The organism is Streptomyces sp. NPDC002054, from assembly GCF_040296685.1.
Taxonomy (GTDB): Bacteria; Actinomycetota; Actinomycetes; order Streptomycetales; family Streptomycetaceae; genus Streptomyces.
The window spans coordinates 53,928-74,775 of record NZ_JBEOXT010000033.1; the positions used below are offsets into that span (position 1 = coordinate 53,928).

A 20,848-nucleotide genomic window follows, 5' to 3' on the forward strand; every position below is an offset into this window, starting at 1 on the left:
GCTTCCTCCACTTGTGTGACGGTAAGCGGCATACCAGATGTCTTCCCCCACGGCCGGCGGCGGCATTCGCCGAAGGAGTGGGGTCTCCCCGGGGTGGTGTGACATGGCGGATGGCTCCGGTTCAGCGAGGCAAGGGGTGGGGTGCGGGACGGTGGACTCGGCCCCCGTCCCGCAATCCCGATCATCCGGTGGGACAGGGCCGCCGCGGATCAACCGGAATGCCGAACGGCCCGGCCCGCACGCATCGTCCGAAGAGCCGAGGCGGCCCGCCGGATACCGCCGTAACGTGAGGTGGCATGATCCACGCCGTCCGGGGCCGTTCCCGCACACATCAGGTACTGCTCGTGCTGGCGGGTGTCTCCGTCCTCGCCCTGCTCGTCACCGAAGGGCTCAACACCGGCTTCGCCCCCACCACGGCGGCCACCATCGTCACCGGTGGACTATGCGTGGTGGCTCTGTTCGTACCGCCCGCGCGCTTTTCCCTCGTCGCCGGCTGCGCCGTCGCCGCGTCACTCGCGCTGTCGGTGACCGAGCTGCAGCTGACCCAGCGGCCCGAGAACACCCCCGGAATGACGGAACTGTGCGCACTCCTGCTGATGATCGCCCGTACCGTGCGCCTTCAGCCGCTGCTGCGGATCATCGCTTTGGTACCCGCGGCAAGCGTGGCCGCCGGGCTGCTGCTCCTCCGGCTTCCGGAATCCGAGTACGACCTTGTGAAGACCATCGGGGCGCAGGTGATCCTCTTCGGTACCGTGCTGATGGTTGTGCTGGGCCTGTATCTGCGCCTCGTCGACACACTGCGCGACCGCGAGCGTACGGCCGCGGAGCAGGCTGCCCGCCAGGCCGAGCGCCTGGAGCACGCCCGGGAGTTGCACGACTTCGTGGCCCACCATGTCACCGCGATCGTCGCGCAGGCCAAGGCAGCCCGCTATGTCACCGCAGCCGGCAAGGCACCGCCCCCGGCCGACCTGGACCGGATGTTCGCCGGGATCGAGGAAGCCGGTTCACAGGCGATGGAGTCGATGCGCAGCATGGTCTCCATGCTGCGCACTCCGGGGGATCCGGCCGCCACCCGCCCCGGACGCGACCTCACGCGCGTGCGCGACCTGGTTGAGAGCTTCTCGGCCGCGGGCCGGCCGGCTCGGCTCGCCCTCGACCCCCGGCTCGCGAAACGTTCCCTGCCACCCGAGATCAGCATCACCGTGCACCGTCTGGTGCAGGAATCGCTCACCAACATCCGCAAGTACGCCGGCACCGCCGCACAGGTCACAGTGGATATCCGGCTCCGGGCCGACGACCCCAGACGGCTGGACGTCTCGGTGAGCGACGACGGCCGGACCGCAAGCGGCACGGCACACCGCACCCGGGCTGACGCCTCCGGCCATCCGCCGCCCGCCCAGCGCGGCGCCGACGCCACCGGACAGCCCACGCCCGGCCAACAGCGCGGCGGCTACGGCCTCATCGGACTCGCCGAACGCGTCGAGGCCATCGGCGGTCACTTCACCGCGGGCCCCCGACACGGCTGCCCCGGCTGGCAGGTCACCGCCGATATCCCCCCTCCCACCGTCACCCCAGGCGAACCGCCCATGACCACGCAACCGGCAGCCCCACCACCTCTGCGACGATAACGACATGAAGATCCGGGTCCTGATCGCCGACGACCAAGACATGATCCGGTCGGCCTTCCGCATGATCCTCAGCGCCCAGCCGGACATGGACGTCATCGCCGAGGCCGCCAACGGCACCGACGCGGTGGAAACGGCCCGCCGGCTCCGCCCGGACGTCTGCCTCCTCGACATCCGCATGCCCGGACTCGACGGTCTGGCAGCTACCCGCCTGCTGGCCGGCCCCGACGTCCCCGACCCGCTCAACGTCCTGATCGCCACCACCTTCGACCTCGACGAATACGTCTACCAAGCCCTGCGCAACGGCGCCTGCGGCTTCCTCCTCAAAGACGGCGCCCCCGCCCTCCTCGCCGAAGCCGTACGCGCGACAGCCGCTGGCAACTCCCTCATCTCCCCCTCCATCACCGTCCGCCTCCTGCAGCACATGGCACCACCCCCACAAAGGAATTCCGGCTCTCGCCCCGCTCCCCCCGCCACCCGCGCGACCACCCGGCTCACCGAACCCCTCACCCAGCGCGAACTCGACGTCGTCCGCCTGGTCGCCCGTGGCTACACCAACGAAGAGGTGGCGGCCGAGCTCTACGTCACCCACTCCACGGTCAAGACCCACCTGGGCAACATCCAGCGCAAACTCGCCGCCCGCAACCGCGTCGAGATCGCGGCCTGGGCCTGGGAAGCGGGAGTCTGCACCGGCCGGGGCTGAACGGCCCGCCGCCTACCCGGGTTGACGGCGGGCGGGTGGATCAAGCCGCGGCTGCCTGTCGGCAAACGGTGGCGCGCTCAAGGGATCAACGCACCACCCACGGATGATCATGTGGGTATGGAGGTCCAGGTGCGTGATTACGGGTTCTCGTCGGCTCAGCAAGACGAGATCTGGCGGCGATGGCGTCAGGGCGAGTCGTTCAGCCTGATCGGGCGGGCTGTGGGTGTTCCCATGCATCATGTGCGCCGGTTCTTCCAGCAGTCAGGCGGAGTGCGCTGGTGCCGAGACGGCGTTCGTCCCGGCACCTGACCTGCGGCGAGCGTGAGGAGATCTCCCGCGGTATCGCTGCAGGGGAGACTGCACGGCAGGTGGCCAGGCGGCTCGGCCGGTCCGCTTCCACGGTCTCGCGGGAGATCGCCCGAAGCAGGCGAAGCTCGCCCAGCGACCCGCCCTGCGCGTGTTGGTGGAAGCGAAACTCGTCCTGCGCCGGTCGCCCGAGCAGATCGCGGGCTGGCTCCGCCGCCAGTTCCCCGACGACCCGTCGATGCGTGTCTCGCACGAGGCGATCTACCTCACCCTGTTCGATCCGCGACGCCGCCACGCCATCGACCGCGGCCTCACGCAGCAGCTGCGGACGGGTCGGCCCATGCGCCGGCCCAAGGTCGCCGCCAGGCCCACCGGGCGGGGCGTCATCCGCGACATGGTGTCCATCAGCGCCCGCCCAGCCGAAGTCGAGGACCGCACGGTGCCCGGCCACTGGGAAGGCGACCTGGTGATGGGCACACGGCCCTCAGCGATAGCCACGCTGGTCGAGCGGACCAGCCGCTTCACCGCCATCGTCGCGCTCCCGGACGGCATCAAGGCCGAGCAGGTCGCCCCGCACCTCACCCGCCGGCTCCTCGGCATTCCGCCCCAGCTAAGGCGGACGCTGACCTGGGACCGGGGCCGCGAGATGGCCGAGCATCGAGCCATCACCACCGCAACCGGCGTCCCGATCTACCTCTGCAAGCCCCGGAGCCCCTGGCATCGCAGCACGAACGAGAACACCAACAGGCTGCTCCGCCAGTACCTGCCGAAGGGAGCCGATCTCCGCGCCTTCAGCCAGGAGGACCTGGACGCCATCGCCGGCGAGCTGAACGCCCGGCCACGCAAGATCCACGGCTACCGCACCCCGGCAGAGATCCATGCTGGGCTTCTGAACAGCGGTGATGTGCTGACCGCTTGAGCCCGCCATTGTTTGACGACAGGGGGGCGGCGCCGTCCATTGAACCCGTGCAATCCGGGGGCCGCGGGCGGCTCGAATCCAATCAGATCCGATGGTGATTACTGACAGGGTTTGACGACAGATAGGGTCCGATCCTCCGCATGGAAAGGGCCCTCGGTGGCCAACCTGGTCTACAAGCGCGTCTCGACCGACCAGCAGTCCACCGCCCGGCAGAACCTCGTCCTGGGCGAGGCCGGGATCGAGGACCCGGTCGTTTTCGAGGAGGACCCGGGCACCTCCAGCCGCCTCCACCCCCTCCAACGGCCGAAGTTCCGCGAACTGCTCACTTACGCGCGGCCGGGCGACACCGTGCACATCTCCGAGATGTTCCGCCTCGTCCGCGGCACCGGCCACATCCTCGACGTACTCGACGTACTCCACCGCGACCAGGTCGCGCTGCGCTTCCACGACGGCGCGTTCTCCGCGATGGACCTCACCGCCCGCCACCCGCGCACCGGAGAACTGCTGTCCACCGTGAAATTCATGGTCCAGACCCTCGCCGCTGGCGAACTCCAACGCGAGCTGACCTACGACGGACTCCGCGCCGCCGAGGCCAACGGCAGCAAGGGCGGCCGACGCCCCGCCGTCACAGCCGCGAAGACCGACGCCGTGCGCACCGCGTACCTGCAGGGCCGCTCCATCGCCGCCCTCGCCCGCGACCACCGGGCCACCGCGGCGCGATCCGCACGGCCGTCGCCGACCTCCTGCCCGACCACACCGCCACCGAGGAGGACGCCCCCGCCCCAGAGCTGCCGGTCACCCTCGACATGCCGGGCAAGGTCGCCGACTACCTCCACACCACCGACCTGGAGCCCGCCGAGCGCGCCGCACTCGACCAGGGGGCGACCGCACGGCGCGGCCAAGGCGCCCCGGTGGTCCCAGCCCAGCGCAAGGCCCGCCGGGAGTACGAGAACCGCGTCAGCACCCTCACGCCGACCCGGCCATGATCGTTCTCACCGATAACCGCTGTACCGATGTTCCCCGAGGCCGGATCATGAAGCGTTGCATTCCTTCGCCCGCGAGGTGATCTTTTGACGAAGGTGGCACTGCGTCCTTACGCACTATTGCCTCGGCAGTACGACGAGCGGAAGGTACTGGCCTCCACGATTGATCCGTGGGGCCGGGCTCTCTGGCTGATCTGCCCTGACACCCGTTTTCCCTACAGGTGGGCAGGCCGGGACGTCCCGACGCCCGCGGTCCTGCCCTTCGACGCCCTCGTCGTCATCAGCGACCGGGGTGAGGTTCGGGAACGGACCCTGCACGGAGTGGCCGTGGACCCGGACGCCTTCGATGCCCTCCCGGGCGGCGGGTTCGTACTCTCCGGCAACCGAGGGCCGAACGCACGGTCCGGCCAGATTTTCGGCCCCGACGGCCGCTCCCGGCGCCGGTTCCCGCTGGGAACGCACCTCAAGCACCTGGTCGCGGACCACAGGGCCGGCTTCTGGACTGGGTACGCCGACGAGGGGATCTACAGCGGTGATCGCGTCAGCGCGGGCGGGCTGGTCCGCTGGGACGACAGGGGCAACGCCGCATGGGCCCTGCACCCCCCGGAGCCCTACAACCACGTGGCGGACGTCAGCACCATCAACGTCTCCGACTCCGAGGTCCACGCCACGTACTGGCCCGGCGCACCACTCGCCCAAACGGGGCGCAGCGGGACACTCCGCATCCGCGCCCTTCCTGTCTCGGACCCGTTCGGCCTCGCGATCCGTGGGGACCGGCTGCTCCTGCTCGGAGGGAACGAGCAGGGCATCGCCACCACTACCAGGGTGAACGCCCTCCACCACATTCGGCTGACGGACGACGGGGCTGTGGTCGTGGGCCGCGAGGACCTGGCCTTCCCGAACGGCGACCCCGTCAGGCGCTACGCCCGCCCTGTCTGCCGGGGTCCGCACATCTTCCTGCGTACTCTCCGCACGTTGCGGCAGTGGTGGGTGCTGACCGCGCCATAGCCCTCGATAGGGGGTGGTAGCGACCTGGCACCACGACGACACGGGTCGCCGAAGGATTGCGGAGGCTTGCGTGCCGCAGTTGGCCGGACGGGCCAAGTACGGCGCTCAGTCACAGGTGGCTGTGTCTGTCCTGTGCCATCGAACCTTGAGCGCGTGCCATCCAAGTTTGAGTGACACGGTCGTGAGAGGATTTTCGGTGCGCGATCGGGACTGCTTGGCCGACGCGATAACGCACCGTCAAGAGCTGCCTTTCGTTGCGCCTAGTGCTGTGACCGCATAGGTTCACCGGGTTCCGTTCTGGCTCGAGCGTCGCGGAGAACTCGCATGCGGCCACGTCGTGCGTCTGAGAGCATGCGTCGCTGTGGAGATCAACAACTTTGTCGTTCGCCGTGCGGTCGCCTCCGACGCTGCTGCGGTGGCCGAGGTATGGCTGCGTTCCTTCACGGCGGCGCTTCCGAGTGTGCGCCGGGCGCATACGGACGACCAGGTCCGGTCCTGGTTCCGAGAGGTGGTCGTGCCTGGCCAGGAGACGTGGGTGGCGACGGTCGAGGGCTCGGCAGTCGGGATGATGGTGTTGGACGGCGAAGACCTGGAGCAGCTCTATCTCGATCCGGCCTGGCAGGGCCAGGGCATCGGCGGCCGCCTCGTGGACCTGGCCAAGCAGCATCGTCCGGCCGGGTTGGCGCTGTGGACGTTCCAGGTCAACGAGTCGGCACGTCGCTTCTATGAGCGGCATGGCTTCGTAGCTGCCGAATGCACCGACGGTCACCGTAACGAGGAACGCGAGCCGGACATCCGGTATGTGTGGCGACCTGGGAAGCAAGAGTCCTGAGAATGCTCAAGCCACCCGGGCGAGCGGTTGTCCGCCCCAGCGGAAGCAGCCTGCGCACCGAATCCCGCATCACCTCACGCCCCAGTGACCGGCGCCCGGATGGACGACGCCGCAGAGACGACGGCAGCGCACGGACACGCTCCGCTGCCCGCCGCGCCCGCTCAGCCTCCTGCTGAGCGGCCAGGATCTCCTCTTGCCGCTTTGCGCATCCGCGGCCAGCAGAGTGCCGGCCTGCTCCGCGACCGCTGTCTCAGCCCCGGTGCGGTCATGGCTCGCAGTCCCGTTGGCCATCACCAGCAGGTGGCCGATCGCCACGAGGTTTCCCGCTGCGACGGCCTCCTCCAGGAGCAGGAACAATCTGCGTCGTGCCTCGGTCTGGATCTCCAGCCAGCGCTCCGCCTCCGCGACCCCGTCCGACAGCTGCTCCTGGATGTCTCCCTCCACCCCCTCCACCGCGGCGATATCCCGGCACACCTGAGTGACGAGGACCACGGACTCCACCCGGCGGGCATCGGCCGGCTTCCGCAGCAGCAGCTGCGCCCTCGCCTGCGCGTCCGGGGCCTTGCGGACCTTGCCCGCACCCCCGGTCGAGACAGGGCGCGTGCTGCGGGAACGGACGATCCGTTCCACCGCCGGCGTCGACAGCCCGCGCTCGGTCATCTCGTACTCATCCAGCGTGAACCACTCCACGTCCCGCGCGAACGCCTCCGTACCGATCCGCACCCGGCGGTGGGTGCCCTCGCTGTCCAGACGGATGCGGTGGACGTACCAGCGCCGGACCAGCGTCTTGTCGTCCACCGGCACCGACACCCCCAGCACCGGCTCGACGCCGTCCTCGTCCCACACGGGCTCGACTTCCCGGTCCAGGTGCACACGCAGCCCACGGCTCCGGAAACGGATGTCGAGGACGGAGCCGATCGCCGCTCCGTGCGGCCGGGCGAATTTGAAATCGGCCTGCTCCCCGCGGTCGCACAGCCAGGACGCCCTCGCAGACTTCACGTACAGGTGGTCGGCGCTGGCCACTCCCCGCGCGCGCCGGCCGCACTCGTGGCCCACTGCCTCCGCGCCCGGGTGGTGGGCGAAGTGGCAGACCGGTCGGTGTAGAGCTTCGTCGTCAACTGGACGCCGCAGCCGCCCAGGAGCAGTCCGCACCAGAACGTGTCGTCCTCGTGCCTCTGCCGGAAGGCTTCCAGCTCGATCGCCTCCAGCGGCAGCATCAAAGGCTCCTCCGAATCCGCGCCGCCCAGGACCGCCGTCTGAATCTGCCGCCTGTCACCCCGCACGAACCCCCACCTTTCCATCCCAACTCATCTTGACACCAGCGTCGTTGGGCCCGCAGGCCATCGAAGGACCAAGCCGTGGTGCGGAGCACCGGCTGCGGCAGTGTGACCGCTGCGCCGGGTCCGCGCTAAGTCAGCTCAGCGCGGGCCCGGCGAACGGCAGCACCTTGGCCGCACATGCATGCTGGTCGCCGTCCGTGCGTCCGGCCTGGACTCGGCGAGGCGTGGGAGATGGCCGCTCTGGGCGGTCGCTCCCCGCGCGTACGGCCTGGACGATCCGCTCGATCGCGCCGTGCGGCCGACGAGCTTTGCTGGGCCCCGGTCGGACGGGCGGATCAGCGCAGTCCGGCGAAGAGGTCGTTCTCGGGTACGGCCGCGCCGGTGGCGTCCTTGACGCGTACGAAGGTCTCCATGCCCATCAGCTCGCCGAACCTCTCCTTGCCCATCTTGAGGAAGAAGATGTTCTCGCCCTGACTGGCGTGCGCGGCCAGCGCATCGAACTTCTGGCCGCTGAACGCGGCGGTGTCCACCCACGTGGTGATCTCATCGTCGGGGAGGCCGAGATCGGCCATCGCGGCGGCCTCGGCGGGATCCGGCTCCGGCATGTCCTCATGGAACTCGCGCATGATCTCCCCGAACCGCCGCATCCCCGAGCGGGGCATCGTCGTCCAGTACACCTTCGGTGTCAGCTCGGTCATCTCCAGCGCCGCCATCGTGATCCGGTGGGCCTGGATGTGGTCGGGGTGGCCGTAGAAGCCGTTCTCGTCGTACGTGACGACCACATCGGGCCGGTAGTGCCGCATGAGTTCCGCAAGGCGGGCAGCGCCTTCCTCCACGGGGGTCTGCCAGAAGGATCCGGGGGCGTCGTTGCTCGGCCAGCCCATCATCCCGGAGTCGGCATAGTCCAGCATCTCCAGATTGCTGACCTTCAGGACGTCACAGCTCGCCTCGAGTTCTTGACGGCGCATCAAGGCGACCGTTGCCGGATCGTGCCCGGGATCGCCCGGCTTGACACCCCCCGGTCCGTCACCACAACGACCGTCGGTACACGTGACGAGAACCGTGCGGATGCCTTCCGCCGCGTACCGCGCGAGGACCCCTCCGGTTCCGGTGGCCTCGTCGTCGGGGTGGGCGTGCACTGCCATGAGCGTCAAAGGACGGTCAGTCACGAAACAATCCTCCTGCAGAAATACTTCTTGGTCCGAGTGCGCGGCGGGCGTACCGCCATGACGGGACCCGGTTCCTGTGGGGCGGACGACCTTGTTGTCTCCGTGTCCCCCCGCCCGTGGCTCCGGTCCCTCGGTCGATGCAACTGTGCTGGCCGGCCCGGTTGTTCCCGGCGTGGCCGCTCGGCCTTCCAGGACGTACGCGTGGGGACCCCTCGAAGCGTCAATGAGGACCACTACACCCTGGGCCCCGGCCTGGTCTGGACGGACGTCTTGTGACCCCGCAGAGGGTCGATGAGGATCCCTTACGCGGACGTGTCTCGATCAGCCGACCGCGCAGGTCAACGATCAGCTCGGGCCCGTAGACGCTCGCGGCGCTCCGCGGTTCTCATGCCCCTTCGAGGGGTCACAACATGTTGTGCCGCCGGGTGCCGCCGGGGAGAGGGCAGCGTCAGCCGGTCCGGTCCAGACGGTGAGATACGGGCGAGACCCGGGCGGGAAATTGGGCAAGCCCAGCCCGCTCGGCCCTCGCTCGGTGCACCGTCCGCAGGCGTACGGCTTCGGCGTCGCGGCGTCGCTGAACGAGGGCTGCGTCAATCGGTGCCAGCGCATCGTGCGGGACTCGGCGGGTTCGGGAAACGCACGGTGGGACAGCTCACGCATCGCCCTCGTCTGCCGCTCCACCGCCTCCGCGGTGCTCCGATCCACCCGGGACGACGGTGCAGCCTGGTGGTGCGCCGCGATCGCACGGTGGTAGCCCTCCGGCGGTGTCCGGCGTTCCACCGGCGCGACGCGTGCGACCGGCTGCGAGACAGGGGCGGCGGCTGCCATGGCGGGGCCAGCCTTCATGGGCGCGGGCGTCAGGACGTGCACGGCGCGGACGTTTGCGTTCGGCACCTTCTCGTTGGCCGCCGAGATCAGCTTCGGTGTGCTCCAGCGCAGCTGTGTGCCGCAGGCCGGGGCATCGCGGACGACGTCCGGGCAGCCGGTATCCGCGTCGAAGGCGACGGCCTGAACGCGTCCGGAGAGCTCGGGCACGACCGCGGCCACGAGGTCGTCGAAGTGCGCGAGGACGCCACCGCCGGCGGCCGGGACGACCAGGCCGCGCTCGGTCTGGTCGTTCTGCCACACGTTCGGCCGGGGCTTGGGCAAGCACCAGATGGTGCCCGGCTGGCCGTACTCGATCGGCGCCGCGCTGGAGACCGGCTGCACGTCTTGGACCGCACTTCTCGACGCGATCCGGTTGGAGCCTGGCGCCGATGTCGCCGCAGTCACCGCCGTTCAGATTCGGGACGTCGTCGAGCGCCGGCCTGATGGTGCAGGGGGTCGATCCGGGTGCGCGCGAAGCGTACGTGTACCGGCCGGCCAGCAGCTGGGTGAACGTGGTGTCGACGGAGGCGGACGGGCACTGGATCCCGGAAGAGGGTCGGGCGCTGCGGCGGATCCTGGAGCGGCTGCGGGACGAGGGCGATGTGGATCTCGGGCGGGACGTGTTCGTGATCAGCCCGTTCCGGCAGGTGGTGGCGGGCGCGATGCGGGCGTGCCGGGACTTGGTGCCGGCGGACCGAGTGGGGACCGTACACACGACGCAGGGCAAGGAGGCGGACGTCGTCATCCTGGTCCTCGGCACGGACCCGCGGCGCGCGGGCGCCCGCGCGTGGGCCGCGTCCCGGCCGAACCTGCTGAATGTGGCGGTCAGCCGGGCCAAGCGCCGGCTGTTTGTGATCGGCAACAGCGAGCGTTCACGCTCACTCCTTTCGTGGTCGATTGAAGGGCAGGACGGGCGCCGGAGCGAGGTCCTGCGTAGCACATGCCACGGTAAGGACTCGCCATGGGACACCTGCCGTGGCGCACCTGCGGAATGCGGCGATTAGTCCCCACGATGCAGCGAACGGTGGATCGGCTGGGGGCCTTGGGCCCGCTCGTGGGCCGACGGGGTGGATGAGTCAGTGCGGGCCGCCCTGCACAACCGGGTCCCGGCGCCCAACCCCATCCCCAGGCCCGCCCCCGGCCCAAGCCCGTTTCTCGAATGCGCCGTGATTCCGCTGCACGCCCCCGGGCGCCGGCCCGGTCAGGCGACCTGGAGCTTCGGGCGGCCCGTCGGTGCCGGCGGTGCCTGGTGGTACGTCGGCAGCTTCAGGTTCGGCAGGTCCCCCGCCTGAATCCTGGCCAGGGCCGCCCGGAACGCCGCCTCCATGGCTTCCGGGGTCTCGTACTTCGCCGCCAGCGGGTGGAGCCGGTACGAGTGCCCGGTGCGCTCCTCGCTACGCGGTCGCAGCACGATGTTCAGGTCGCACAGCGGCGCCATCAGCCCGCTGACGGCCTGAGGCGTGACCCCGCACTCGGTCCTGATGGGCGCTCTCCGGCCCCACCGCGTAGGGAACGCCTCTCCGCCGCGGCCAGGTCGGCTTCCGGCCATCCGTCACCACTCTCCACGGGGCTCACCCATCGGGCGGCGATGCCGCGGATGAACTCTCAAGCCCCGTTGCGGCTCTCGACCCCTTGGGTGAGAGAGACCGTGAGATCGAACTCTTGTGTCATGCCGGGACAGTAACCCCCTGAGCGGAGCGACTCTTCCAGGCCGTTCAGCTGTTCAGCCAGGCCGTCGCCGCCGCGCGGTCCGCTGCGACGCCGACCGGAGCCCAGCCGCCGGTCGGGCCCTGGCGTTCGAGGAGCAGGCGTGGTGCGTCGGGGTGGAGGTGGGCCGCGCTGCCGCCGTCGGCGAGGACCACCGCGCGGCGGGTGCCGGTGATCCAGTGGTCCGTGGCCCGTCGTCGTTCCCGCCGCGCCGCCCACCACTCCAGGGAGTTCCGCTCCACGCCCGCTCCTTCGCTTACCGCCGGCCGGTACCGGGTATCGGCCGGCCGGGATTGTCCAGCCAAGGTGTAGCACCCGTGGGCGTGATCGTGAGACCGAAGCGGGTGAGAGCGGGCCGGCCCTCGTCCTGCCACCACGTGTACGCGGCTTCGACACGGTCCCACAGCCGGCGCGGCCCGTCCTGCAGGACGATGCCCGGCCCGAGTTCCTCCGGCCAGCGCACCGACGCCCACGAACGGTCGGTGAGGGAGTAGAAGAAGACCGCGTCGGCGCCGTCGGCGGTCCGGTAGGCGGTGTGCGCGATGCCGGGGACCGCGAGGGCGACGGCATGGGCGGCGTCCGTGTCGGCGAGTTCGTACGGCTGCACCGTGGTGCCGGTGGCTCCCGGGGTGCGGGTGACGTACTCGGCATGCTCCGGCCACACCGTACGGTGCGACCGGGCCTTCATGAACTCCACCCCTGCAACGAACGGTCCGCTCGCGGTGCCGTCGGCGTGCACGGTGAGGCGTACGGCCGCATCGCGGCTGCTGTAGTGCGTGCCGTACGGAGCGACGCTGATTCCGCCCGGCCGGACCTGCGCGAGCCACGCGGGCGGGATGGCGCGGACGCCGAAGGTGCACAGCAGCCGGTCGTACGGGCCGCCGCCGCGATGGCCCGCGAGGGCGTCACCGGCGATGACCTCCGCGTCCAGGCCTAGGGCGCACAGCCGTCCGCGTGCGGCGACCGCGACGTCGGGGTCCACGTCGATGCTGGTCACCCGCCGCCGCCCGCAGCGGTGGGCCAGCAGGCCGGCGGTCTCCCCGGTGCCGGTGCCCGCGTCCAGGACCCGCATGCCGGTGTCGGCGTCGAGATGGCGAAGCAGGGTGAAGACGACGGTGGGCATGGAGCTGGACGAGGTCGCCACCGTGCCCGGGCCCTCGCCGCTGTGGGCGCCGTCGTCCCACTGCGTGACGATGGAGACATCGGAATCGGCGTACCGGTGCCAGGCGTCCGGGTCGGATCCCCGGTCGACAGGGACGGCGCCGGCGACGAGGTGCTGCGTACGGTCGGCCGCGGTCAGGGCGGGGGCCGGGAGGAACGGCCACATCAGGGGCGGGAGGAACGCGGCCCGGTCCACGGCGGCGAACGCGGGTGCCCAGTCGGCGGCGAGGGCGCCGGTGCTCATGAGGCAGCGCCCCAGCTCTGTACGGCCGGGGCGCTCCTGGTGTGCGCGGGTGTGGGTGTTCACGGCCTGCGGTGCGTCCCGGTACCGGGGGGCGTGCTGGTATCCGGGTTCGGCGGGGGCGGCGGAGGTGCGGGCTGGCCGGGAGGGTTCGGCGACTGCTCGGGCATGGCTGGGCTCCTTCGGTGGTGCGGTGTCCCGGTCCGCGGGTGCGGGCGGGGGTGTTGTACGGCGGTCAGTGGCTCGGAGGCTCAGTGGCTTGGTGGCTTCGTGGGGGCCTCCGTGTCCGGCTGGGGAGCCGGACGTACGGGGTGCCCCGCGGCTCGGGGGAGCCGGTGCCGTAGGGGGACGGTCGGAATCGACCCCGGCCGCGGGGCAGTCTTACGGCGGTCATGCCTGTGGTCATGGTGGCGGTCCCGTCGGCGACGCTCGCGGCGGGGTGCGCTCGACATCCCGTATCAGGGCCTGTCGCTCACGCCCGTTGGGCAGGCGGATCCACAGGTACGCGTGGTCGGCGTCCACCCCGGCCCATCCGGACCCGACCTGTACGACCTCGCCGGTGACCTGCTCCGGCTGCTCGCGGCCGAGATCCTCGGGGCGGACGTACGTCCACCCGGTGACGGTCTCTCCGACCCGGTACGGGGCGGGGCGGCGACGCGTCGTCCGGGATCACCCCGCCTCCTGAACCGACTGAGCCGACGGGACCAGCCGGCCGGGGCACCTGTGCCGGTGACATCGGGCGCGTGACTCACCGTCTCTCCTTCCGGTCGATGCTCCAGGCTCAAGGAGTGCCGCCCGCGGGGCGGCCGACAACCAGTCAACGCCCTGCCGTCGCAGCCCGGTAGGGCGATCCAGGCCGCCGACGGTTGAGACCCTAGGGCGATTTGACCGCTCCTTTACCTTTCCCGACAGCAGTGCCCGCTCTACGGTGTGGCAGTGGACCGAGGGCGAGCGAGAGCGCGAAACGACGCCTTAGTGGCGTGGATGGGCGAGCACCGTCTCAGTTCCCGTGAACTTGCCGACCTGGTCAATCGCGCCGTCGGCGAGCTGACCGGAAGAGTCGGCGGGCTGGACGACTCCAGCATCCGGGCATGGCGGTCGGGCAGGGTCCGCTGTCCCAAAGGAGCGCAGCTCAGAGCCATGGAAATGATCTCGGGCCTGGACCCCACCGCTCTGGGGTTCGTCCCCCGGGCCCGCCCGTCGGCCGCCACCCCCCACCAGGAGCCACCCTTGGAACGCCGTACCCTCCTGACCGCCGCAGCCTCCACGGCCGCCGGCGCCGTGGCCGGGGCGCCCCGGCCGGCCGCCGCTTCCCCCTACCGGGTCGGCATGTCCGACGTGGCCCGGCTGCACCAGCGGTTCACCGACATCATCGCGTCCGACCACCGCCACGGCGGGCAGGCGGGCATCGAGCAACAGGCCACCCGGCTCGCCGCCGAAGCGCTCGCGCTCCAGGAGTCGGGCTCCGCGTCCCAGCGGGTCCGTACGAACCTCTACGTGTCGGCGGCTTCGTTCATGTCGTCGGCGATGTGGGCGGCCATCGACGGCCGCCGCTTCGGGGACGCCCGCAACCACCTGCGGGACGCGGCGCAGCTCGCCGAACTGTCCGGCGATCAGGCGATCAAGTTCCGGATCTGGTCGCACGCAGGAACGATGTACCGGCACCTGGGCCGCCCCGCCGAAGCCGGAGCCGCGAACGACGTCGCCCGGGGCATGTCTCTGACCCGCCGCGACCCGCTGTTCGCGTCCCTCGGGCTGGCCCGGCACGCGGCGATCCACGCATCGGCCGGCGAACGCAACTCCACCCAGCGCGCCTTCGGACAGGCCCAGGAGGCGATGGGCCGGGCCGCCGGCCGCGGCGAGGTCCGCCCGGTGTGGCTGCTCGCCTTCTACGACCAGGCCGAACTGGACTCCCTCGCCCTCTCGGCGTACCTGGCGCTCGGCGACTGGGCCACGGCCGAGGCACACGGCCACCGCTGCCTCGCTGCGCTCCGTCCGCACATGCTGAGGTCCAAGGCGATCACCACCGTCCGCCTGGCCCGCGCCCAGCTCGAACAGGGCGAGCCGGAAGCGGCGGTCGGCACCGCCACCCAGGTCGCCGCCGACGCCGCCGCCCACCACCCGCGCGTGGCCGGAATGCTCACCCTCTTCGGCCGCCGCCTGGCCGAGACCGCCCCGGCCGGCCCGCATACGACAGCCTGGCGGGAGTTCACCGCCCTCACGCCGAAGGGACACGCACGATGACGACCACCCCGACGCCGGTCCTGCGCCGCCACACCACCCTCACGCCCCAGCTGCGCGAGGTGATCGGCGAGCTGTACACGCAGGTACGTGCCGACCTGCTGGAACACCCCAACTACCGGGTGGAAGTCTTCCTCGGCCGACTGGACCGGCACGCCGCCGAACCAGGCTGGTCGGTGGTCATCGCGTACGCCGCCCCCGACGGCGAGCCGGTCGGCTACGCCTACGCGAACACGGTGACGCCCGGAGACCGGTGGTGGAAGCGGATGAACTCCCCGGTCCCGGGCCGCTTCACCGCCCGGGACGCCGCCGCGGTCAAGGAGATCGGAGTGGTGCCGGCCTGGCGGGGCATAGGCGTGTCCCGGCAGATGCACGATGCACTGCTGGCGGGCCGGGGGGAACCGCACGCGACGCTCATGGTGAACCCGGCCGCGGGCGGCGGAAAGGTGATGCGTTTGTACGAGGGGTGGGGGTACGAGGAGATCGGCGTGATCCAGCCGTCGCCGGACTCGCCGTGGCTCGTGTGCATGGGGTGCACGGTCCGAGCCTGAGCAGTGCGCGACGTGCGAAGCGGTCCAGGCCGCCGGCCTCTCCGCATCCTGCACCGAGCGTCCGGGCGCTAAGGAAGGATCGGATCGGCGTAGCGACAACTGGCCGATCTTGGCCGGCGGCCCGGTCGTGAAGGCGCTGAGGCAGCTGCCGCACCTGATCCACTGCAGGAAGCAGCCTCCCTCGGAGGTCGCGCAGGAGCTGGTGACCGGCTCGTGGCGGCGCCTGGGTCTTCGCCGCCCCTGGCGCGGAGCCGGGCCTGGCGGGCAAGGTGTCGCATACTCGTTCTGCTGCTGGAGCACCTCCACCGGGCCCTGCGCCGGCGGGACGTGTACGTACGGCGGGCGGACCGGTGGGGCGACCCGCCGGTCAAGCTCCTGGCTGGGGACCGGCGGGAGTTGGGGCAGCCGACCGTCCTGCCGATTCTCATAAAGTGACCGTTTGTGAGAGTCATGCTGTGCTGAGTCCGGGGCCTGGACTCTCTTGCGTTCGAACGGCCAGGCCTACGCTCGGAGATGCGACCGATTCAGGCGGGTGCACATCCTGCGGTGTACGGGCTCGCGGGTTGTCCCGCGAGCAGGGCTATGACCCGGGAGGGAAGTCCGCGCTGCGCGAGGCTGCCTGGTGGGCGCGCAGTTCTTCGATCATGGATTCCAGTTGTTCGTGGATGGTTTCGTAGCCGGTGGCGCCCAGCACGAGCCGGTGGGGAGGCTTGTCCTGTTTCGTGGCGTTCACGACGGCTCGCACCCCTCGGTAGGGGTCGCCGGGCTGTCGGCCGTTCTGCTCGATCATGGAGGTGCGGACGGACTCGATGAACGGCTGGTAGGCGTCGACCGTCTCGGACACCCGTTCGTCGGCGAAGGAGGAGTAGGCGCGGGTACGGAAGGCGGCGGGTTCGACGGCCAGGACGTTGATGCCGAAGGGGGCCACTTCCTGCCGCAGGACCTCGGTGAGTCCTTCGAGTGCGAATTTCGCGGCGCTGTAGTAGCCGAAGCCGGGTACGCCCCGCAGGCCGGCGACCGAGGACATGTTGATGATCCATCCGCTGCCGCGGGCGCGCATGCCGGGGAGGACGGCGCGGAGGATCTCGGTGATGGAGAAGAAGTTCAGTTCGAAGGACCGGCGGACGTCGGCGTCGGCCGTGCCCTCGATGGAGCCGTACCAGCCCCGGCCGGCATTGTTGACCAGGACGTCGATTCCGCCGAAGTGCTTCTCGGCGGTGTGGACGGCCTCGCGGATCTGCTGGGTGTCAGTGACGTCCAGCGGCAGGACGAGCGCTCTGCCGCCGTGGGGGCGGGCCCAGTCGTCGAGCAGTTGCGGGCGGCGGGCGGTGAGAACCACGTTGTCGCCGAGCTCCAGGGCGGCGTCGGCGTATGCCTGACCGAAGCCACCCGGGGTCCCGCCGGTGATGAACCAGGTCTTCATGCTTCCTCGCGATCTCGGGGTAGGCGGATTGGTCGACGCGGTGACGGCTCGGCGGCCGTCACGGGGCGATGACGAGCCGGCCGATCAGCCCGTTTTCGTCGAGGTCGAAGCGGTAGCGCAGATCGACGCTGCCGCCGGGGAAGTCCCCTTCGAGGTGCTGTGTGACGGTGTACTGGTCGGGACCGTCGCACACCGCTCCAAGGGGCGTGGTGGTGTAGGTGTACTGGGTGGTGGTCTGCTCCAGCCAGCCCCTGATGGCCGCGGATCCCCGGTAGGTGTGGCCGTCGTCGGTGACGGTGGCCGCCGGTGCGATCGCGGCTGCGGCCACGGGGATGTCATGCGTGTCGTGAGCCCGCAGATAGCGCCCGACGACCTCCGGCAGGTCGGTGAGGGCGAGTGGGCTGGGACGTTCGGTCATGGCTCCCTCTCATGTGCGCTGGATGTCGGGACGCCCTCACGCACGGTGGGCGCACCGCCGGTTACTGCTAAAATTGAAGCAAGTAACTTCTACTTTAGCAGTAACTCGGGAGGGTGCCATGGCGAGCAGGATCCGGCTGGAGGATCGTGAGTGTCCGTTGTCGACCACGGTTCAGCACGTTGGCGAGTGGTGGACGCTGCTGATCCTTCACGACGCCTTCGACGGCTACACGCGCTTCGATCAGTTCCAGCAGAGCCTGGGCATCTCCACCAGCATGCTCACCGCGCGGCTGAAGACCCTGGTCGCCGATGGCCTGCTGGAGCGGCGGCCCTATCAGACGAGCCCGGTCCGCCACGAGTACGTCCTCACCGAGCGCGGACACTCTCTGCGGCCCGTGATCGTGGCCCTGGCCGCTTGGGGCAACCGGCACCTCGCACCGCAGGACCGGTCCATGGTCCTGGTCGACGCCGAGACCGGCCAGGAGGCGGAGCCGGTGGTGGTCGACGCCCGTACCGGCAAGCGCCTCGACGACAGTGGCGCCTATGTGTTCACCGCCGGACCGGCCGCCAGTGCGGCGATGCGCGCACGGTATGCCGAGCTGGAGCGGCAGCGGCGCTCGGGCAGCGCCGAGCCGCCCCATGACTGAGGAGGAACTCGAAAAGCTCTTCCTCGCCCTCGCCTGACATCCCACTGCCAAAACGGCCCGGCCCCTCTCAAGGGGCCGGGCCGTGGTCGTCCGTCACCCTGCCCCATCCCCGCTCAGCGGCAGGCATCACGCCTACCCGTAAGACTGATGCCCTCGTGCAGGCCGGCCCGGCGAGGCGGAGGCATTGGCGAGCCGGCGGCTTCGTCACATGCGGTCGCGTACGGCTACGGGGTCGATGTGCAATTGCTCCATCAGTTCCGCGGCGGGGTCGGGTCGCTCACAGGACAGGATCGCAAGCAGGAGATGGTCCGGTCCGATGCGACGGCTGCCTGCCTCCCTCGCCTCGGTGACGGTGCGTTTGATGACCGAGCGGGCGCCGGAGGTGTAGGGGGTGCGCTTGCGCGAGGCTGGGATCGGGGCCCGCTCGATGCCCTGGACGTCGATGCCGACCGCGGCCAGCGCGGTCCGGTCGAGAGCGTCGAGGGCCGCGCGCGCGGCCACCAGGTCGACACCGAGAACTCGCGCTGCGACCGAGTCCCGCAGCACGCCCAGGAGGAGGTGCTCGGTGCCGAGGCGGCGGTCACCGCGCAGCCGGGCCTCTTCATGCGCTGAGGTGACCGCTGCCCGGGCATCCGCTGTGAACTGTTCGAACACCTTTCCTCACTTTCCGTGCTTGGAGTGAACGGACTGACGAGACACGCCCAAGGCGTCCCCGATCTGTTCCCAGGACCATCCCTGCTGCCTCGCACGTGCCACTGCTGCCGCCTCGACCTGCTCGGCCAGCCGGTGCAGCGCGCCCACCGCCCGCAATCCGACTACGGGGTCATGCGATCCGAGGCTCTTTGAGAGGTCTCCTTCTTTCATGCCTGTCAGTCTGGATTGACAAGCCGGCCTTTGTCAATCCAGACTGACAGGCATCTGAAGGCGGCACCGCGAACCTTCCTCACTCTCCGCCTCCCCGCCTCACCGCCTCACCGGTCGTCCGTTCCTGCGCGCCCAAGCCGCGGGGGTGGTACCTCACGCCGATCACCATCCACTTCTGGAGGAACAATGCCGCCGAAGCCGGCACAGAAGCTCTCCCAATGGGCTGGTGCAGCGCGGACCAGGTGCCTCCTTGTCTGTGGGGCGATTGCCGGACCGCTGTTCGTCGCCACCTTCGTCATCGCGGGTGCCACCCGCGCCGACTACCACCCGTTGCGCCATCCGGTCAGCTCGCTCGCCCTGGGCGGGCTCGGCTGGATACAGGTGGCCAACTTCCTCATGGCCGGCGCCCTTGGGCTTGCCTTCGCCGCCGGATTGCGCCGCGCACTGCGACCCCTTCGCGGCTCAACCTGGGGGCCACTGCTGGTGGGTATCTGGGCGGCAGGGCTGCTCGGTGCGGGGATCTTCGTTACCGACCCGGTCAGCGGCTATCCACTGGGCACCCCCGACAAGCTCGCCCACTACGGCAGCACGCACGCTGCCCTGCACGACGGTGTGTCGCTTGCCGCTTTCGTGGCACTGGCGGCGGCCTGCTTTATCTTCGCTCGACGCTTCGTCGTATGGGGCAAGCCCGCCTGGGCGATCTACTCCGCACTTACCGGCATCGTCTTCCTGGTGACGTTCGCCCTCTCCAACCTGGGCTTCGACCAAGCCGACGGGCTGGTCGACCTCGGCGGGCTGTTCCAGCGGGTGGCGATCACCGTCGGCTGGTCCTGGCTGAGCCTGCTGGCCCTTCACCTGCTCCAACGCGACGCCCCACGGCAACCGGCAGAAGATCAGCGGCAGTGATCTTTTCGTGCCTGCTCCCGGAGGGCACAGGGCTGCCGCCCGCCCGGGTGGTGCCGCTGTCCGCCCCTCCCTCGTCCTACACCGCGGCAGTCGAGCGGTACCTCACCGGCGCCGGCATCGCGAAGTCTTCCGCGCCCATCTACCGAATCTCACTGACGACGTGGGGGTGGATGCTCGCCGGCGAACCGGCGCCGACCGGGCCCGCCCGCCGGGGCGCAAAGTCGCCCGTCTTCCCCGTCGCGGCGATCGCCGACCCGGCACTGCCGGAGGTGCTGGCCGAGCTGGCGGCGTCGCGGGCGGACGAGATGGACGCCGACACCGTCAACCGGGAGCTGGCTACGTAAGTGAGAACGGAGAACGGTTGAAGCTGGCTGCCAGGAATGCTCGGCCACCGCTGATGACCTACTTTGTTGGTGAGTTCCAGGAACGCGCTGCGTGTCGAAGCGGCCGTCGGCCAGAGCCGCGTTCGAGAGGGGAGAGGGCGTCGCCCGTTAGAGGTGAGTGACTTCAGGGAGTCGGTGGTCGGTCACCTCTTGACCTCAATCGCAGTTGAGGTAACAGCATGATCGGCATGAAGACGGAATCCACGGCCCATGCGGCCGATCTCGAAGCTATCCGCCAGGTCGTAGCCACCGTCGAGCACTCCCAGCAGCACAAGGACCCCGATGAGTTCCTCGCTCTCTTCCACCCCGACGCGGTCTGGACGACGGGAGGCGGCAAGGTCCTCATCGGCCTCGGCGCGATCTCCGAGTTCACCCGCAGGGTCCTCCCCGCAGACGACTGGGACGGCAAGGTCACCTACGAGGTGATCCACGTGTTCTTCATCCGCCCCGACGTCGCGGCGGTCAAGGTCCGCCAGCTCTACCTGAGCCCGGGCAACGAGAGTGAGGGCGCCCCGCTGTACGTGATGACCAAGCAGGACGACGGCCGCTGGTTGCTGACCGCCTGCCAGAACACCGGGGTCGTCGCCGACTGATCCCAAGGGATCGGATACGAGC

Annotated in this window: 24 protein-coding genes and 2 pseudogenes; 16 read left to right on the plus strand and 10 right to left on the minus strand. The window is 70.1% G+C overall.

Annotated features, from left to right (window positions below):
- Positions 1-296: 296 nt before the first annotated feature.
- The 8 genes and pseudogenes from ABT123_RS27470 (at position 297) to ABT123_RS27500 (ending at position 6,376) form a co-directional block, all read left to right on the plus strand.
- Complete coding sequence (locus ABT123_RS27470; RefSeq protein WP_351319427.1) at positions 297-1,628, plus strand: sensor histidine kinase; 1,332 nt, start codon at positions 297-299, stop codon at positions 1,626-1,628.
- Between the two features lie 4 nt (positions 1,629-1,632).
- Complete coding sequence (locus tag ABT123_RS27475) at positions 1,633-2,328, plus strand: response regulator (protein ID WP_351319429.1); 696 nt, start codon at positions 1,633-1,635, stop codon at positions 2,326-2,328.
- Between the two features lie 117 nt (positions 2,329-2,445).
- Complete coding sequence (locus tag ABT123_RS27480; protein WP_351319523.1) at positions 2,446-2,637, plus strand: hypothetical protein; 192 nt, start codon at positions 2,446-2,448, stop codon at positions 2,635-2,637.
- Positions 2,607-2,723 (plus strand): annotated as a pseudogene (locus ABT123_RS36780) (helix-turn-helix domain-containing protein); the annotation flags it as partial. The gene ABT123_RS27480 and the pseudogene ABT123_RS36780, both read left to right, overlap by 31 nt.
- A gap of 68 nt (positions 2,724-2,791) precedes the next feature.
- The gene (locus tag ABT123_RS27485) at positions 2,792-3,553 is read left to right on the plus strand and encodes an IS30 family transposase (RefSeq protein WP_502971072.1); all 762 of its coding nucleotides are present in this window, start codon (positions 2,792-2,794) and stop codon (positions 3,551-3,553) included.
- 156 nt (positions 3,554-3,709) lie between these two features.
- A complete protein-coding gene (locus tag ABT123_RS27490; RefSeq protein ID WP_351319431.1) occupies positions 3,710-4,555 on the plus strand; it encodes a recombinase family protein in 846 nt (281 codons plus the stop codon).
- Positions 4,556-4,632: 77 nt separating this feature from the next.
- Positions 4,633-5,544 carry a hypothetical protein gene (locus ABT123_RS27495; protein ID WP_351319433.1) on the plus strand — a complete coding sequence of 304 codons (912 nt, stop codon included), beginning with the start codon at positions 4,633-4,635 and terminating at the stop codon, positions 5,542-5,544.
- Positions 5,545-5,905: 361 nt separating this feature from the next.
- Positions 5,906-6,376 (plus strand): GNAT family N-acetyltransferase, encoded by a 471-nt coding sequence (locus tag ABT123_RS27500; RefSeq protein WP_351319435.1) that lies wholly within the window; start codon positions 5,906-5,908, stop codon positions 6,374-6,376.
- Positions 6,377-6,445: 69 nt separating this feature from the next.
- Here ABT123_RS27500 and ABT123_RS27505 read toward each other — a convergent pair whose 3' ends face one another.
- From ABT123_RS27505 to ABT123_RS27515, 3 genes are all read right to left on the minus strand, one after another.
- Entirely contained in the window at positions 6,446-7,375 is a 930-nt protein-coding gene (locus ABT123_RS27505) for a hypothetical protein (protein WP_351319437.1), read from the minus strand.
- On the minus strand, positions 7,372-7,593 hold the full coding sequence (locus ABT123_RS27510) for a hypothetical protein (protein ID WP_351319438.1): 222 nt from the start codon (positions 7,591-7,593) through the stop codon (positions 7,372-7,374). Before ABT123_RS27510 ends, ABT123_RS27505 begins: the two co-directional genes overlap by 4 nt.
- 398 nt (positions 7,594-7,991) lie before the next feature.
- Complete coding sequence (locus ABT123_RS27515) at positions 7,992-8,825, minus strand: PIG-L family deacetylase (protein ID WP_351319440.1); 834 nt, start codon at positions 8,823-8,825, stop codon at positions 7,992-7,994.
- A gap of 1,114 nt (positions 8,826-9,939) precedes the next feature.
- On the opposite strand from ABT123_RS27515, the pseudogene ABT123_RS27520 reads away from it, so the two are divergent.
- A pseudogene (locus tag ABT123_RS27520) lies at positions 9,940-10,128 on the plus strand (NF041680 family putative transposase); the annotation flags it as partial.
- Between the two features lie 7 nt (positions 10,129-10,135).
- Positions 10,136-10,696 carry an AAA domain-containing protein gene (locus ABT123_RS27525; protein ID WP_351319519.1) on the plus strand — a complete coding sequence of 187 codons (561 nt, stop codon included), beginning with the start codon at positions 10,136-10,138 and terminating at the stop codon, positions 10,694-10,696.
- A gap of 197 nt (positions 10,697-10,893) precedes the next feature.
- On the opposite strand, the gene ABT123_RS27530 is transcribed toward ABT123_RS27525, so the two are convergent.
- From ABT123_RS27530 to ABT123_RS27540, 3 genes are all read right to left on the minus strand, one after another.
- A complete protein-coding gene (locus ABT123_RS27530) occupies positions 10,894-11,103 on the minus strand; it encodes a hypothetical protein (RefSeq protein WP_351319442.1) in 210 nt (69 codons plus the stop codon).
- Between the two features lie 304 nt (positions 11,104-11,407).
- On the minus strand, positions 11,408-11,641 hold the full coding sequence (locus tag ABT123_RS27535; protein WP_351319444.1) for a DUF6087 family protein: 234 nt from the start codon (positions 11,639-11,641) through the stop codon (positions 11,408-11,410).
- A 14-nt stretch (positions 11,642-11,655) separates the two neighbouring features.
- Positions 11,656-12,804 carry a methyltransferase domain-containing protein gene (locus ABT123_RS27540; RefSeq protein ID WP_351319446.1) on the minus strand — a complete coding sequence of 383 codons (1,149 nt, stop codon included), beginning with the start codon at positions 12,802-12,804 and terminating at the stop codon, positions 11,656-11,658.
- A 972-nt stretch (positions 12,805-13,776) separates the two neighbouring features.
- Between ABT123_RS27540 and ABT123_RS27545 the strand changes: the two genes are divergently transcribed.
- Both ABT123_RS27545 and ABT123_RS27550 read left to right on the plus strand, forming a co-directional pair.
- Positions 13,777-15,045, plus strand: a complete 1,269-nt coding sequence (locus tag ABT123_RS27545) for an NsdA family TPR-like regulatory protein (protein WP_502971070.1) — start codon at positions 13,777-13,779, stop codon at positions 15,043-15,045.
- Entirely contained in the window at positions 15,042-15,593 is a 552-nt protein-coding gene (locus ABT123_RS27550; RefSeq protein WP_351319450.1) for a GNAT family N-acetyltransferase, read from the plus strand. Before ABT123_RS27545 ends, ABT123_RS27550 begins: the two co-directional genes overlap by 4 nt.
- A gap of 580 nt (positions 15,594-16,173) precedes the next feature.
- On the opposite strand, the gene ABT123_RS27555 is transcribed toward ABT123_RS27550, so the two are convergent.
- Positions 16,174-17,016, minus strand: coding sequence for an SDR family NAD(P)-dependent oxidoreductase (locus tag ABT123_RS27555; RefSeq protein ID WP_351319452.1), 843 nt, complete (start codon positions 17,014-17,016; stop codon positions 16,174-16,176).
- Positions 17,017-17,074: 58 nt separating this feature from the next.
- Positions 17,075-17,434 (minus strand): nuclear transport factor 2 family protein, encoded by a 360-nt coding sequence (locus ABT123_RS27560; protein WP_351319454.1) that lies wholly within the window; start codon positions 17,432-17,434, stop codon positions 17,075-17,077.
- Between the two features lie 118 nt (positions 17,435-17,552).
- Here ABT123_RS27560 and ABT123_RS27565 point away from each other — a divergent pair, with 118 nt between their 5' ends.
- Positions 17,553-18,080 (plus strand): winged helix-turn-helix transcriptional regulator, encoded by a 528-nt coding sequence (locus ABT123_RS27565; RefSeq protein ID WP_351319456.1) that lies wholly within the window; start codon positions 17,553-17,555, stop codon positions 18,078-18,080.
- 204 nt (positions 18,081-18,284) lie between these two features.
- Here the strand turns inward: ABT123_RS27565 and ABT123_RS27570 are convergent, their stop codons facing one another.
- Positions 18,285-18,734, minus strand: coding sequence for a Clp protease N-terminal domain-containing protein (locus ABT123_RS27570; protein WP_351319458.1), 450 nt, complete (start codon positions 18,732-18,734; stop codon positions 18,285-18,287).
- Positions 18,735-18,740: 6 nt separating this feature from the next.
- Positions 18,741-18,944: a helix-turn-helix domain-containing protein gene (locus ABT123_RS27575; RefSeq protein ID WP_351319460.1), complete on the minus strand. Its 204-nt coding sequence runs from the start codon at positions 18,942-18,944 to the stop codon at positions 18,741-18,743.
- A 186-nt stretch (positions 18,945-19,130) separates the two neighbouring features.
- Between ABT123_RS27575 and ABT123_RS27580 the strand changes: the two genes are divergently transcribed.
- The 3 genes from ABT123_RS27580 (at position 19,131) to ABT123_RS27590 (ending at position 20,826) form a co-directional block, all read left to right on the plus strand.
- Complete coding sequence (locus tag ABT123_RS27580) at positions 19,131-19,850, plus strand: DUF998 domain-containing protein (RefSeq protein WP_351319462.1); 720 nt, start codon at positions 19,131-19,133, stop codon at positions 19,848-19,850.
- Positions 19,847-20,194 (plus strand): hypothetical protein, encoded by a 348-nt coding sequence (locus tag ABT123_RS27585; protein WP_351319464.1) that lies wholly within the window; start codon positions 19,847-19,849, stop codon positions 20,192-20,194. The genes ABT123_RS27580 and ABT123_RS27585 overlap by 4 nt, the downstream gene beginning before the upstream one ends.
- Before the next feature lie 218 nt (positions 20,195-20,412).
- Positions 20,413-20,826: an SgcJ/EcaC family oxidoreductase gene (locus ABT123_RS27590; protein ID WP_351319466.1), complete on the plus strand. Its 414-nt coding sequence runs from the start codon at positions 20,413-20,415 to the stop codon at positions 20,824-20,826.
- Positions 20,827-20,848 lie beyond the last annotated feature (22 nt).

Bases quoted from the DNA above. Each gene is read 5' to 3' on its own strand.
- ABT123_RS27470 (WP_351319427.1), top strand. From the start codon at position 297: ATGATCCACGCCGTCCGGGGCCGTTCCCGCACACATCAGGTACTGCTC.
- ABT123_RS27475 (WP_351319429.1), top strand. From the start codon at position 1,633: ATGAAGATCCGGGTCCTGATCGCCGACGACCAAGACATGATCCGGTCG.
- ABT123_RS27480 (WP_351319523.1), top strand. From the start codon at position 2,446: ATGGAGGTCCAGGTGCGTGATTACGGGTTCTCGTCGGCTCAGCAAGAC.
- ABT123_RS27510 (WP_351319438.1), bottom strand. From the start codon at position 7,593: ATGCTGCCGCTGGAGGCGATCGAGCTGGAAGCCTTCCGGCAGAGGCAC.
- ABT123_RS27525 (WP_351319519.1), top strand. From the start codon at position 10,136: ATGGTGCAGGGGGTCGATCCGGGTGCGCGCGAAGCGTACGTGTACCGG.
- ABT123_RS27540 (WP_351319446.1), bottom strand. From the start codon at position 12,804: ATGAGCACCGGCGCCCTCGCCGCCGACTGGGCACCCGCGTTCGCCGCC.
- ABT123_RS27550 (WP_351319450.1), top strand. From the start codon at position 15,042: ATGACGACCACCCCGACGCCGGTCCTGCGCCGCCACACCACCCTCACG.
- ABT123_RS27555 (WP_351319452.1), bottom strand. From the start codon at position 17,016: ATGAAGACCTGGTTCATCACCGGCGGGACCCCGGGTGGCTTCGGTCAG.
- ABT123_RS27560 (WP_351319454.1), bottom strand. From the start codon at position 17,434: ATGACCGAACGTCCCAGCCCACTCGCCCTCACCGACCTGCCGGAGGTC.
- ABT123_RS27565 (WP_351319456.1), top strand. From the start codon at position 17,553: ATGGCGAGCAGGATCCGGCTGGAGGATCGTGAGTGTCCGTTGTCGACC.
- ABT123_RS27575 (WP_351319460.1), bottom strand. From the start codon at position 18,944: ATGAAAGAAGGAGACCTCTCAAAGAGCCTCGGATCGCATGACCCCGTA.
- ABT123_RS27580 (WP_351319462.1), top strand. From the start codon at position 19,131: ATGCCGCCGAAGCCGGCACAGAAGCTCTCCCAATGGGCTGGTGCAGCG.
- ABT123_RS27590 (WP_351319466.1), top strand. From the start codon at position 20,413: ATGATCGGCATGAAGACGGAATCCACGGCCCATGCGGCCGATCTCGAA.